This is a genomic window from Oceanobacillus bengalensis, assembly GCF_003628445.1.
In the GTDB taxonomy this organism is placed as follows: domain Bacteria; phylum Bacillota; class Bacilli; order Bacillales; family Amphibacillaceae; genus Oceanobacillus; species Oceanobacillus bengalensis.
The window spans coordinates 1-14,325 of sequence record NZ_RBZO01000005.1; the positions used below are offsets into that span (position 1 = coordinate 1).

General features: G+C 36.1%; 14 protein-coding genes. 2 read left to right on the forward strand and 12 right to left on the reverse strand.

Annotated elements, in window-relative coordinates:
* Positions 1-240: 240 nt before the first annotated feature.
* Positions 241-2,961 carry an aconitate hydratase AcnA gene (gene acnA / locus D8M05_RS04390; RefSeq protein WP_121129040.1) on the reverse strand — a complete coding sequence of 907 codons (2,721 nt, stop codon included), beginning with the start codon at positions 2,959-2,961 and terminating at the stop codon, positions 241-243.
* 231 nt (positions 2,962-3,192) lie between these two features.
* Positions 3,193-4,338 carry an ATP-binding protein gene (locus D8M05_RS04395; protein WP_245985194.1) on the reverse strand — a complete coding sequence of 382 codons (1,146 nt, stop codon included), beginning with the start codon at positions 4,336-4,338 and terminating at the stop codon, positions 3,193-3,195.
* A 231-nt stretch (positions 4,339-4,569) separates the two neighbouring features.
* Here D8M05_RS04395 and D8M05_RS04400 point away from each other — a divergent pair, with 231 nt between their 5' ends.
* The gene (locus D8M05_RS04400; RefSeq protein WP_121129042.1) at positions 4,570-5,052 is read left to right on the forward strand and encodes a DUF2621 family protein; all 483 of its coding nucleotides are present in this window, start codon (positions 4,570-4,572) and stop codon (positions 5,050-5,052) included.
* Here D8M05_RS04400 and D8M05_RS04405 read toward each other — a convergent pair.
* From D8M05_RS04405 to D8M05_RS04445, 9 genes are all read right to left on the reverse strand, one after another.
* On the reverse strand, positions 5,049-5,525 hold the full coding sequence (locus tag D8M05_RS04405; RefSeq protein ID WP_121129043.1) for a CcdC family protein: 477 nt from the start codon (positions 5,523-5,525) through the stop codon (positions 5,049-5,051). The genes D8M05_RS04400 and D8M05_RS04405 overlap by 4 nt on opposite strands.
* 80 nt (positions 5,526-5,605) lie before the next feature.
* Positions 5,606-5,965, reverse strand: coding sequence for a response regulator (locus D8M05_RS04410; protein ID WP_121129045.1), 360 nt, complete (start codon positions 5,963-5,965; stop codon positions 5,606-5,608).
* Between the two features lie 23 nt (positions 5,966-5,988).
* The gene (locus tag D8M05_RS04415) at positions 5,989-6,414 is read right to left on the reverse strand and encodes a Na(+)/H(+) antiporter subunit B (RefSeq protein WP_121129047.1); all 426 of its coding nucleotides are present in this window, start codon (positions 6,412-6,414) and stop codon (positions 5,989-5,991) included.
* Between the two features lie 213 nt (positions 6,415-6,627).
* A complete protein-coding gene (locus D8M05_RS04420) occupies positions 6,628-7,332 on the reverse strand; it encodes a cytochrome c biogenesis CcdA family protein (RefSeq protein WP_121129050.1) in 705 nt (234 codons plus the stop codon).
* 159 nt (positions 7,333-7,491) lie between these two features.
* Positions 7,492-7,716, reverse strand: a complete 225-nt coding sequence (locus D8M05_RS04425; protein WP_121129052.1) for a YneF family protein — start codon at positions 7,714-7,716, stop codon at positions 7,492-7,494.
* A gap of 47 nt (positions 7,717-7,763) precedes the next feature.
* Complete coding sequence (gene sirA, locus D8M05_RS04430; protein ID WP_121129054.1) at positions 7,764-8,219, reverse strand: sporulation inhibitor of replication protein SirA; 456 nt, start codon at positions 8,217-8,219, stop codon at positions 7,764-7,766.
* Between the two features lie 596 nt (positions 8,220-8,815).
* Entirely contained in the window at positions 8,816-10,816 is a 2,001-nt protein-coding gene (gene tkt / locus D8M05_RS04435; RefSeq protein ID WP_121129056.1) for a transketolase, read from the reverse strand.
* 118 nt (positions 10,817-10,934) lie between these two features.
* On the reverse strand, positions 10,935-11,168 hold the full coding sequence (locus tag D8M05_RS04440) for a DUF896 domain-containing protein (protein WP_121129058.1): 234 nt from the start codon (positions 11,166-11,168) through the stop codon (positions 10,935-10,937).
* Between the two features lie 112 nt (positions 11,169-11,280).
* Entirely contained in the window at positions 11,281-11,919 is a 639-nt protein-coding gene (locus tag D8M05_RS04445; RefSeq protein ID WP_121129060.1) for a YneB family resolvase-like protein, read from the reverse strand.
* Positions 11,920-12,197: 278 nt separating this feature from the next.
* Between D8M05_RS04445 and lexA the strand changes: the two genes are divergently transcribed.
* Positions 12,198-12,824, forward strand: a complete 627-nt coding sequence (gene lexA / locus D8M05_RS04450) for a transcriptional repressor LexA (protein ID WP_121129062.1) — start codon at positions 12,198-12,200, stop codon at positions 12,822-12,824.
* 181 nt (positions 12,825-13,005) lie between these two features.
* On the opposite strand, the gene D8M05_RS04455 is transcribed toward lexA, so the two are convergent.
* Entirely contained in the window at positions 13,006-14,304 is a 1,299-nt protein-coding gene (locus tag D8M05_RS04455) for an NCS2 family permease (protein ID WP_121129064.1), read from the reverse strand.
* Positions 14,305-14,325: the final 21 nt, after the last annotated feature.

Consider the following 14,325-nt stretch of genomic DNA (forward strand, 5'->3'; position numbering starts at 1 on the left):
ACGGGAGGACAGGCCTAGGTGAGACTATGGAGTGCGATAGCACGTAGTAGGCTCACCAGCCGCCCGTGGAAAGCGAAGTGTGTTTCCGGAACGATGTGCTTCACACAATACTGAATTAAATTAGTCCGAAGTTTACATCAACTATATAGATATAACACAACAACATTGATTATAAAAAGGCTTTAACAAAACAAAAAACTCCTGCACATAATTGTGCAAGAGTTTTTATACTGACGGTTATTACGCTCCTACGGTTACTTTGCTACGTAGTACCATTTGTAAAATACCGCCATGACGATAGTAGTCGATTTCAACTTCACTATCGAAACGTACAACAGCGTTAAATACTGTTTCTTTGCCTGTTTCTTCGTCAGTTGCAGTTACTTTAACGACATCCTGAGGTTTTACGTTTTCATCGATTTCAACGTTGAATACTTCTTTACCAGTTAACCCAAGGCTATCTGCACTATCTCCTTTTTCAAACTGCAATGGTAGTACACCCATCATTACTAGGTTTGAACGGTGGATACGTTCGAAGCTCTCAGCAATTACTGTCTTAATACCTAATAGATTTGTACCTTTCGCTGCCCAGTCACGAGAAGATCCCATTCCGTAATCTTTTCCTGCAAGGATTGCAAGTCCAGTACCATCCTCTTTATATTTCATCGCCGCATCGAAAATTGGCATTACTTCACCAGTTGGCCAGTAAGTAGTATATCCACCTTCTGTACCTGGTGCGATTTGGTTACGGATACGGATATTTGCAAATGTACCGCGCATCATAATTTCATGGTTACCACGACGAGATCCATAAGAGTTGAAGTTTCTAGGTGAAACTCCTTTTTCTTGTAAATACTTACCTGCTGGCATGTCTTTTGCGATAGCTCCAGCTGGTGAAATATGGTCTGTTGTTACTGAATCGCCGAATTTACCTACAGTACGTAAATTATTTAAGGGTTTAACTGTATCTGGATCTTTTGATAACCCTTCAAAGAATGGAGGATTTTGAATATACGTGGACTCACTATCCCATTCAAAGATTGGCTCATCTGTTGTTTCAATTGCATTCCATTTTTCATTTGAATCAAATACATTTTCATATTCTTTTTGGAAGATTTCTGGTGTAACAACTTTATTCACTTCTTGTTTAATTTCATCCATTGTTGGCCAAATATCTTTCATAAAGACATCATTGCCGTCTGCATCTTTACCAAGGGCTTCATTTGCAAGGTCGATATCCACTGTACCTGCTAAAGCATATGCAACAACAAGTGGTGGTGAAGCTAAATAGTTCGCTTTCACGAATGGATGAATACGTCCCTCAAAGTTTCGGTTACCTGACAGAACAGAAGATGCGATTAAATCACTGTCCTGAATTGCAGTTTCAATCTCTTCAAGCAATGGACCAGAGTTACCAATACATGTTGTACAACCATAGCCGACTAGGTTGAATCCTAATTGATCTAAATAGGTTTGTAATCCAGCATCTTCAAGGTAACGTGTTACAACTTTTGAACCAGGTGCTAAGGAAGTTTTCACAGAAGCTGGAACGGTAAGTCCTTTTTCAACCGCTTTCTTCGCTACTAGACCAGCACCTAACATTACATAAGGGTTAGACGTGTTCGTACATGAAGTGATTGCAGCGATAGCGATAGAACCCGTTTTCATAACAGTCGTTGAACCATCTTTAAGTGTAACGGTTACTTCTTTATCAAATTCAGATTTATCTAAACCGAAACCTTGGTTTCCTTCTGGTGCTGTAATTGCTTTATTGAATTCATCTTTCATTTTTGATAAAGGAATTAAATCTTGTGGACGTTTTGGACCAGAAAGATTTGGTTCCAATTCAGAAAGGTTGATTTCAATTACTTTTGTATATTCTGGATCTGCTTGATCAGGTGAATACCATAAGTTATTCGCTTTCGAATATGTTTCTACTAAATCAATTTGTTCTTCGCTACGACCAGTTAAACGAAGGTAGTTTAATGTCTCCTCATCAACTGGGAAGAATCCGCATGTTGCACCATATTCAGGAGCCATGTTTGAAATTGTCGCTCGATCAGCAAGCGGCATATCTTTAAGTCCAGGTCCAAAATATTCAACAAATTTACCTACTACTTGCTGTTCACGTAGTACTTGGGTAACTTTTAAAGCCAAGTCTGTAGCTGTCGTTCCGTTCGGGAAGCTTCCAGTAAATTTAACACCAATTACTTCTGGTTGTGTTAGGTAAGAAGGTTGTCCAAGCATTCCTGCTTCTGCTTCAATACCACCTACACCCCAGCCAAGTACACCTAAACCATTAATCATTGTCGTATGTGAATCTGTACCAACTAATGTATCTGGATATGCATCATATTCACCTTTATCATTTTCTATACCATGCACGACGTTCGCAAGGTATTCAAGGTTTACTTGGTGAACAATACCAGTTGCTGGTGGAACCGCACGATAATTATCAAATGCCTTTTGTGCCCAGTTTAAGAATTCATAACGCTCCGTATTCCGTTTAAATTCTAAATCCATATTTGTCCTAAGTGCATTCACTGTACCATATTGATCTACCTGTACAGAGTGATCGATTACAAGATCAACTGGTACTTCAGGGTTGATTTCATCTGCTTTTCCACCCAAGTCAACCATTGCTTTACGTAAAGACGCTAAGTCAACCACTGCCGGTACACCTGTAAAATCTTGAAGGATAACACGTGATGGTTTAAATGGAACATCTACACCTTCACCTTCACTCGTGCCCCATTTTGTAAGTCCTTTTACATGCTCATCTTTTATTTGACGTCCATCATGTTGTCGAACTACCGATTCTAATAATACTCTCACTGAAAATGGTAAGCGGCTAATATTACCTAAACCTGCGTCTTCTAATGTTTTTAAATCATAATAATTATACGTTTTTCCATTTAGATCAAACTGTTTTTTCGCGTTAAATGCGTTTTCATTCCCCATAAAAATACCCCTTTCATTCATTTTTGCCATGCCCACTTCAAATAGTGAGGTAATCAGACAAAAATAATCACTACTAAAATAGTAAAATAGAATACCTACAATTCTATAATATAGGAATTGTAGGTATAAAACAATAAAATATGGTTAATCAATAATATATTAATAAGTTATGTATTCCGATAAGTTTTGCTTATACTAAATATAAATCTATTATTCTAATAGTTATCGTTCCTACACCTTACGCTTGTAATATTTCGGGAAGACTAATTTAAATGTCGTCCCTTTCCCTTCGTTATTCATTATCTCCATTCTTCCGTGATGCGATTCTAAAATCTGTTTGGAAATCATGATACCTAAGCCTGTTCCACTTTGTTTCGTTGTGAAGAATGGTTCACCCAATTTATTTATGATTTCGTGTGGAATACCAGGTCCTTCATCACATACAAGAATCTCCACTTCTGCATCTGTGTCATGTACATGTAGTGTAATAAAACCAGCTTCATTCATTGCTTCGATCGCATTTTTCATAAGATTAATTAGCACTTGCTTAATCTGAGATTTATCGCAAAAAATAGACGCTGTAATCGGCTCAGCAATAACAATATCAATATTCTTCAATTTAGCCTGTGTAGCAAGTAAATGTTCAACATCTTTAACCATATCGTCAACAGATTCTAATTGCTTCATATCTGTCAACGGTTTAGAGATAAACAACAACTCTGAGGTAATTTTCTCCATTTTTTCGATTTCTTCAATCATAATTTTATAATATTCTTCTTTCCGATTGACGCCTGCTTGTATTAATTGTAAGAAGCCCTTTATAGAAGTTAATGGATTACGAATTTCATGTGCTATTCCAGCAGCAAGTTGTCCAGCCACTGACATCTTCTCAGAACGTACCAATAGTTTTTCCGTTTCTTTTCTATCCGTTATATCTTTCAAAGATGATACATAATAAACTTCCTGTGTTTGTTCATCGTATATTTTTTCAGATAAACACTCTGTAACCATACATTTTCCATCTTTATGATCCATTGTAACCGTAAAACGTTGTTTCTTTTCAACCAATCTATCGAAATGCGTTTTTACGTAATCCACCTCTTCTTCTAAAGAAACGAATTCACGCCAGTATCTCCCAAGCAGTTCCGACTTCTTATATCCGAGTAACCTTTCAACCGAATTAGATATAAACACAATTTCGCCAACTTTATTCCATATGATGATGATTTCACCTTGATTATATTCAATCCAATCCAGCATCACATCAGGTAATGTGGAGTAGTTTGTAAATTTGTTAAGTACCTGCCCTATTGTAAAACTATCTTTACTAGATTCCCCTGGTTCGTTAATTTTTGAATGAAGTTCTTCAAATCCCATCACTTCCTCCCCTTTTATACCAATCTGACGTTGAAATACTTTCTTTATATCAGTATATGAAAAGTTCTATCGAATATGATACTTGTTTGTCTAAATATTAACGATTATAATTGTATATATGTAGATAATCTATTTATGAAGTAATCATACTATAAACCTCAGGAAAAATAAATTAATTATGATATATTAATTAAATTTTCGTAACTATTAATAAGAGAATAAGGTGAAAACATGGAAATTGTATTGGTATTATGGGGATTCTTCCTTATTGGTTTTCTGGCTATTGGCGGTTTCTTTATGTTCCGTAAATTTCTTAAGCAAATCCCAAAAGCCGATGGAAAGTCAGTCATGGATTGGGAAGTATATTATTTCGAAAAAACAAAGGGTTTGTGGAAAGAAAATGAAAAGAAACTCCTAGAAGAATTAATCTCACCAGTTCCTGAGTTGTTTCGTGATGTTGCTAGACAGAAAATAGCGAGCAAGATCGGAGAAATTGCACTTAAGAAGAACAACAGTCTTATTACACAAGATATCGTAATTGAAGGATATATTATCGCTACTCCCAAACGCGATCATAAATTCTTAAGAAAGAAGTTAAAAGAAAAAGAAATAGATGTTACACCATTTGAAGAACTATTTGCTCTTTCAAAAGATAACTATCAAGAAAATTGGGAAACAAAGTACAAAAAACAAAAAAATGCGCCAAATCATTAGATTGGCGCATTTTCTTGTTCTTTTCTAATTTGTAAATATTGTATAAGCATTGTAGTTCTCCAAGTTAAAATCATTCCTAATGCAAGGATAAAAAACATCCCTGTCGTCTCCCCTAATGAAATATAACTACCGACAATTAGTTTAATTATTAATCTTACTACAATTAAACCTAGAAGAACAATCGGAAATACGCGGGAAGGAGTTAGATATATATTTCCCCCTTTTATTTCAAACTTAGAAGTTTTTATTAAAAGAATAGAAAAAATTGCACCAACAATTAGTGCTTCTACTACTTGTATCCATTGTATTTGAAAAACTGGGAATAGAAACATGAATGCACCAGTACTCATCATGATTGGTGGTAATATAATTTTTTTAATTGATGCTGGTTTCTTCGATGCTTTTAGCCGAATGAATACCATCATCGTGGCCATAAACGCAAAAACGACTGTGCTTCCTATTATATAAAACATATACTCTCTCACTCTCATACAGCATAATAATCTTAAGTAAGTTTAAAAAGTCATTCTTATGTAATAATAACGTTTACAGTTTAACCTAATATTCGACTAATTGTATCTAATACACGCGTCTCATCAAAAGGTTTTACGATAAAATCTTTTGCACCAGCTTCAATTGCCTCCATAACAACTTTTTGCTGTCCCATTGCAGAGCAAACAATAATTTTTGCATCCTTATCTGACTGCGTTATTGCTTTTGTTGCTTCAATACCGTTCATCACGGGCATTGTAATATCCATTGTTACGATATCAGGAGAGAGTGATTGATATTGCTTCACAGCTTCCCTGCCGTTATCAGCCTCTCCTATAATTTCATGTCCAGCCTTCGTTAGCATATTCGCTAGCGTAACGCGCATGAATTTAGCATCATCTACTATTACTACTCTAGCCATCAATTAGTCCCCCTATCTCCTGGTTATTGATCCTCTGCAATAGTTATAATTATTGTCATCACTACCCCGACAACTGTAAAATAAACACCGAAGTCAAATAGCATGGCAGTTGCTAATTCAACTTCACCAAAGATAGGAAATTGAAAGTATCCAAAAGTGTGGGATAAAAAAGGAACTCCAAATAAAAAGGAACCAGCACTTGTTAAAACAGCGGTAGTTAATCCGATTGGAATGAGTACCTTAAAATCAAATGGCAGCATCTTTTTCATTGCTTCAATCCCATAAGCCATATATAACAATAGAATTGCTCCTGAAGTCAACAATCCACCGACAAATCCACCACCAGGGTCATTGTGTCCAGCGAATAATAAATACAAGGCAAAACCTAATAAAAGAAAAGCGATTAGGGAAGTTGTTGTACGTAAAATTAGATTGTTTTGTTTGTACATATTAGAATCTCCTTAACTTATTTATATAAGTATTCATTCAAAAAGGAGGAAAAAAGACCGAGAAGTTCGAGTCGGCGTCGCTTTGACAGACGAAACATATACTACGAATACGTAAGTAGCACAATCTTAAGCCAACTAGAAACGGCGATCTGTCATTTTCATCAGACTTTTTGAACGTCCCCTATTATAAAGTATAACACGTGATAATTTCCATTAAAAGCCTGAAAAACCAAACCAGCCCGCCAAGAATGCTGTAAGTTTCGTCATCCAATCAAAAAATAATGCTATACCCATGAAAATCATCACATAACCACCAATTTTTACCATTTTTTCGCTGTGTTTTTTAAACCAGTTTAATTTACCAACAAAAAATGCTAAAACTAAAAATGGAATAGAAAATCCTAAGATATAGCTAACCATCATGACCATCCCTATATCAGGTTGTGTGGCTGCTAATGATAAGACAATGGCAAGAATCGGTCCTGTACACGGCGTCCAGCCTAACGAGAAAGCCATCCCAATCAAGAAGGAACCAAAAAATCCTGCTGGTCGATTTTTAAATTGTATTTTTCGATCTTTCATTAAGAATTCAAAATTAAAAATTCCTACAATAACCAATCCAAAGAATATAATTAGTATAGCCCCAACCTGTCTTATAATATCCTGGTAGGTTAATAAGAATTCTCCGATAAAGGTTGTGGCAAAACCAATCATAATAAAAATGCTCGAAAAACCTAATAAGAAGCAAATAGTATGTATCAATGCTTTACGATTTAACTTCGTATTCTCTTCCTTTATTTCACTGACGCTCATGCCAGTTATGTACGATAAAAACACTGGAAACAGTGGTAATACACATGGCGACACAAATGATAAGAAACCCGCACCAAACGCAAGAAAAATATTTATTTCAGACATAATAATCCCCCTATCTGTCTCTATTGTAGCAAAATGTAATGCAAATAAAAGAAATGAATATGACAAAAATAGGAAACATTTATCGTCAGATGATAAAAACACCCCTTAAACAATCTGTTTAGGGGTATTTTTGTGCAATGAATACATCATCTATAATTTCTATTTCTTATCTGCTTGATTGTTCATTGCACGCATCATTTGATTGATTTTCTTTTGCGATGGTTTTTGACCCATTTGCATCATCATTGTACGAAGCATTTGCTCATTAATAGGCGGATTCTTTTTAAGATAGTCCATCATATATTTTCTTGCTAGGAAAAAACCTAGAGCAACACCGGCAATTAATGTTCCTATAGCAATTAGTACGACCCAAATTATGTCCATTTCTAGCTTCCTCCTTCGTGTTGTCTCTAATATAGTATATTAAATCACTACCAAGAATACAATACTCGATTTTCTCGTTCAGCTTTAGGAAGTTTCACTGGCGTAATCCAGCCATATTTTTCATCTGTATTTCCGATTACAAATAAAAACGGTTGAAAAATTCGTAAAACTGGAAACAGAATTTCTTCTGCATCTTGAAGGGACCCACTACGAAATTTTAATTGTTTTTCACTGATATGTAAAGAAATATACTGTCTATCAGTGTATATTTCCATTGAAGAACCTTTCATATGAAAATTGACATTATCTTTTAAATGCATGCTTATGTGGGAGATCATGGTGTTTTTTGAGAAACGATTTGTAATATAGAGGTATTGCTTTCTTAAATCTATTCGATTCGAATTATCTTGATATTCCCCGAAAAAGCGATACAAAATATCACTTTTGTGAAAGTAATGACTTGCGATTTCTTCTCTTATCCAATAAATAGAATACTCATACATCTCTATAAAACCTCCCTTTTATTCTATTATACGCATTTATCCTAAAAAGAATGTCACTATTTCTTGCAAAGGTTTACTAGTTTTGTCGAAAGGGTATTTTTTTACGATAAGTTGAAAAAAAGTATTACTTTATCTCAAATATTGTATCTTAATGAACAATTGATATAAAATGCGCGGTAAGTGCGTGTTGATTTCCGCTGCGGGCAGTACGCTTTCCGCGGGCACGGCCTCAGCCCCCTCGTGACGCCAAGAACGCTTCTTCCTGGTCTTCGGACACGTGCTTTTCCCGCAGGAGTCGACTGCCCTCCGCTACAATCAACCATCATATGGCAGTATTACCGTAGAAGTTAAATAGCACAATCCCAGTGTAGGCAATACACGCAGACTCCTGCGGGAGGACAGGCCTAGGTGAGACTACGGAGTGCGTTAGCACGGAGGAGGCTCACCAGCCGCCCGCGGAAAGCGAAGTGTATTGCCGGAACGGTAGGATGAGTACTATCTCATCTTACTGCGCAGTTTATATCTTTTACGTCCTAGCTTATAACAATAACATCAAAAAAAGGTGGTTCCGCTATTGGAACCACCTTTTTATTATATTATTTCACTAAAGATTCTACTTGCTTCACTACGTTATCTACTGTGAATCCATACTCTTCCATTACTTTTTCACCTGGTGCAGATGCTCCAAAAGTGTCGATTCCGATAACGATTCCGTTATCCCCAACATAGCGGTGCCATCCTATGGAAGAAGCCATTTCAATTGCAACTCTGTTTTTCACTTCTTTTGGTAATACAGTGTTTTTATATGCTTCATCTTGCGCGTTGAAACGATCCCATGAAGGCATACTTACAACACTTACATCAATTCCTTTAGCTTTCAATGCTTCTTTGGCATTAACAGCAAGTTGTACTTCAGATCCAGACGCAAGTAACAATGCATCTGCTGTTTCATTTTCTGATTTACTAATAACATATGCACCTTTTTTAACACCTTCATAGGCATTTTCTTTTGTGCCCTCTTGTGTTACAAGGTTTTGTCTTGTTAGTACTAAAGCAGTTGGTGTATCCGTAGATTCAACAGCTAGACGCCATGCAGCATTTGTTTCATTACCATCAGCAGGACGCATAACAGATAGACCTGGCATTGCGCGTAATGCTGCTAATTGCTCAACAGGTTCATGTGTTGGTCCATCTTCCCCAACAGCAATCGAATCATGTGTGAACACGTACGTTACAGGCATATTCATGATTGATGCTAAACGGATAGATGGTCTTAAGTAGTCACTGAATACGAAGAACGTACCACCAAATACATTTAAGCCACCATGTAGGGCCATACCATTTAATGCAGCTCCCATAGCATGTTCACGAACACCAAACCAGATATTACGTCCAGCATAGTTGTTACGAGAGTAATCATCTTCACCATTCATGTATGTTTTGTTTGATCCAGCTAAGTCTGCACTACCTCCGAAGAAGTTTGGTACCGCTTTTGCAATCCCGTTTAATACTTCACCAGAAGATGCTCTTGATGCAAGTGAGCTACCAGCTTCATATACAGGTAAATCTTTTTCCCAGCCTTCAGGAAGTTCACCTTTCATTGCAAGTTCAAGCTCTGTAGCTAATTCTGGATACTTTTCTTTATAGGTGTTTAATAATTCATTCCATTTTGTTTCTTGTTCTGCACCGTTTTTAACGATTTTCTCGTTGAAATCAGCATATACTTCTTCCGGTACATGGAAATCGTCATGTCCCCATTCGTAAAATTCTTTTGTAAGCTTCACTTCGTCTGTTCCAAGTGGTGCACCATGAGATGCAGATGAAGCAGATTTGTTTGGCGAACCATATCCAATTACTGTGCGAACTTCGATTAATGTTGGTTGTTCTGTGTTCTCCTGAGCTTCTTTAATAGCAGCTCTAATTGCATTCGTATCGTTTCCATCTTCCACACGAAGTACTTGCCAGCCATATGCTTTAAAGCGTTGTTCTGTGTTCTCAGAGAATGAAAGGTTTAACTCACCATCTAATGAGATATCATTGGAATCATATAGCGCAATTAATTTACCTAATCCTAAGTGACCAGCTAAAGATGCTGCTTCATGGGAAATGCCTTCCATTAAATCGCCATCACTTACAAGTGCATAGGTGTAATGATCAACAACAGAGATGTCCTCTTTATTATATTTAGCAGCTAAATGGGATTCAGCCATCGCCATCCCAACAGACATTGCAATTCCTTGACCAAGTGGACCTGTTGTTGCTTCAACACCATCTGTATGATGTACTTCAGGATGTCCTGGTGTTTTTGATCCCCATTGACGGAACTGTTTTAAGTCCTCAATGGTCAAATTATAACCAGATAAATGAAGTAAACTATATAAAAGCATGGAACCATGGCCAGCAGAAAGTACAAAACGGTCACGATTAAACCATTTCGAATTTTTTGGATTATGATTCATAAAGTCTGTCCATAATGTATATGCCATTGGGGCTGCCCCCATTGGTAACCCTGGATGACCTGAATTTGCATTTTCAATAGCATCAATGGATAGTGTTCTTATTGTATTGATTGATAATTGTTCAACATTATTTGACATGTTGTGTGCTCCTTTCACTTATGTAATGGATTTTAGTGTCCTTCCCTATTTTATACGGAAAAAGCGTTTGTAACAAGCAGATTTATCTATTGTTTGTTACACTAATGTGAAAGAAGGACTAATGCTTTTTATTTCTTTGCTGAAAATGTTTTAATTTCTCTGGAGTGACATCCTCTCCATTCGGATCGATAACTGTCATGGTCTTTAATTGATTTTTAAAAGAACTTCTTACATTTTTCAAATACGCTTCACGAAGTTTCTTTTGCTCTTCTTTCTCCTGTTCCGTTAATTCTTCTGTTTTCGATTTCCTTGCTAATTCATTAATTCTATTTAAATTTTCTTTTGACAGCATTGTCATTATCCTTCCTTACACAAGTAGTTCCCTATTGTTTATTAAAACAGAAAAACAAGAACGAAAAAATATTGTTCTTGTTTCTAAATCTTACTATTCTGCTCGATAATATTCAAGTATTATGGAATTCTTTGTACCTTCTATGAACGGTTGCCTTAGACACATGATAGCCCATCCCATTTAACGTTTGTGCTATCTCTTCAAAAGTCATTTCTTTTTGTCTTAATCGTACTACTTCTTCAATAGGAAAAGCTTTTCTTTCTCTACCAGAAGCTAAATGTTGATTTGAAAGGTTTTTGCTTGGATTAAATCCCTTTTCAACAGCTCTCTTCATCCCTCTTCTAATCTTTGCATTATGAATTTTTCGTTGATATTCTTCAACAACACCAACAATTTGCAAAACCATTGAATCAGACTCAGATAGCTCGAGTTTCCCATCATGAATGGCAGTATAGATTGGAATATTCATTTTATGTAATTGATGAAACAATGCTATTTTTGTATTACCACGACCTAATCGTGTTTCATCTTGAATAAAGAGGCAATCAGCTTTTTTATCCGAGAAAAGCTCTAGCATTCTAAATATGCCATCACGATCTATTTCATATCCACTCTCTTGTTCTTCAATACTTTCAACTACAGTTACATGATAGCGTTCGGCAAGCCTTAATAATTCCTCCTTTTGCCGTTTTAAGGACGTTTCCTGTGTCCGTTTATCCGTACTAACCCTACAATATATAATTGCTTTCAAAATGAAGACCCCTTATCTATCTAACTTACTATTATCATTGAAACATATAAAAATGCTAATGTTAATCCAAAAGATACCAAGTAAAACGCATCTGTCTTATTAATTTTACTAAACATACGAAGCCCTCCCTTACTAAACCAAGAACCTTTGTTCGTCTGACGATAGTATCTCACGAACATACGGTCTTGTCAATTGTTTTTTTAGAACGAATGTTTGCTAATGATAGAATAAAATGGTAAACTACTATTAACAAATCATATGCATGAGGAGTTTAATAGATGACAAAACTTTCAAATCGGCAACAAATGATACTAGACTTTATTAAAGATGAAGTTAGAAAAAAAGGTTACCCACCTTCCGTTCGTGAAATCGCTGCAGCTGTTGGGTTAGCCTCTAGTTCTACTGTGCATGGTCACTTAGAAAGACTTGAGAATAAAGGATATATTAGAAGAGACCCTACAAAACCAAGGGCAATAGAGATTTTAGAACAGTTGGACAATGACCGAAATATTCCAAAAGATGGCGTACGGTATGCACCAGTGATTGGGAAAGTTACTGCCGGTATACCAATTACTGCAGTAGAGAACATAGAAGAATACATTCCAGTACCTAGTTCCAGTGCGAGTCCTGATGACAATCTATTTGTACTCGTCATCGATGGAGAAAGTATGATTGAAGCAGGAATCCTTGATAAAGACATGGTGATTGTGAAGCAACAGAACACTGCAGATAACGGAGATATTGTCGTAGCAATGACAGAAGATAACGAAGCTACAGTTAAGCGTTTCTTTAAAGAAAAGGGACATATCAGACTGCAACCAGAAAACGCAACGATGGAACCTTTAATCTACCAAAACGTATCTATTCTTGGTAAAGTAGTCGGCTTACACCGAAATATTGACTAATCAGTAATTTTTTGTCTAACAAAAATGGAGACTTTCCATTCTAAGGAAAAGTCTCCATTTTTTATTTCTATATATAATTCGTTTGATTTTTTTCTTATCCCAGTAATAGACCTGCATCACGAGTTAGTATTCCACATTAGTTAAGTTTCGCTTTCCCTTTTTGATACTTCTCTTACAAAACTTACACTCCATGTAATATAAAATTGATTAAGAAAAGACCTGCAACAATATATAAAGGTATGGAAACTTGATTTGATTTTCCTACTACTAGCTTAGCAAGTGGATAAGCGATAAAGCCAAATGCAATACCATCTGCAATGCTATACGAAAATGGAATCATAATGATGATTAAAAATGCGGGTATAGCTTCTGATAAGTCTTGAAGATTAATATTCTTCACATTCTGTAACATTAACCCCCCAATAATAATTAGAATTGGGGCAATTGCGCTTCCTGGAATGATTTTTACAAATGGAATGAAAAAGATGGATAATAAAAATAGAATTCCTGTGACAATTGACGTAATTCCAGTACGTCCACCTGCTGCAATTCCTGCAGCACCTTCCACGGTAGAAACCGTTGGGCTTGAGCCAAAAATACTACTAAATATTGTAGAAACGGAACTCACACGAAAGCCTGTGCTATATTTTTCTGGTTGATTTATTTGGGATACCTGGCCACTTAAGAGTCCAATATGTTCAAATACTAGTACCATTGTAAGTGAAAAGATCGCTACCCAAAACGTTAAAGATGCTATCCTTTCAAAGGACATCGCAGCAAATACTTGTCCATAGTCACCTGCCGTAATCCCAAAACTCCCCATTTCACTTGTGTCTACAAGACCAAAGATCCATGCAATGAAAGTTCCCATTAATATAGTAATTAAAAAGTTAGCTGGTACATTACGTAAAAACAATATAATTGCGATGACAAAGGTCAATAGAAAAGCGATTACTTCTAAACTACCAATATCGCCTAATTGTATTAGAGAGTGCTCACCCTTCACAATAATTTGGCTTTTCTCAAGTCCGATTAGCGCAAGAAATAAACCTAAACCAACACTAATCGCATCCTTTAAGGAAGCCGGAATCGAGGTTGCTAGGATTTTTGACAATTTAGTAAAAGCAATAATAACAAAAAAGATTCCAGATAGAAAAACAACAGCAAGTGCTTCTTGCCAAGTTAATCCCATGGAATGAACAAAGGTATAGGTGAACATCGCATTGACACCCATTCCTGGTACGAGGATGAAAGGTAAATTCCCCCAAATTCCCATAATTAAACATCCAACCATTGAGGTCAATATTGTTGCCCAAACAGCTGCTTCAATCGGAATTCCTGCATCACCTAATATCGTTGAATTTACTACAATAATATAAACAATCGTAAAGAATGACACACAGCCTGCAAGTATCTCTCTTTTTATTGTTGAGCCTTTATCATAAACACCTGTGAGGTTATTAATTTTTTCTTTAAACATTTTTACTTCCTTCTTTTAATT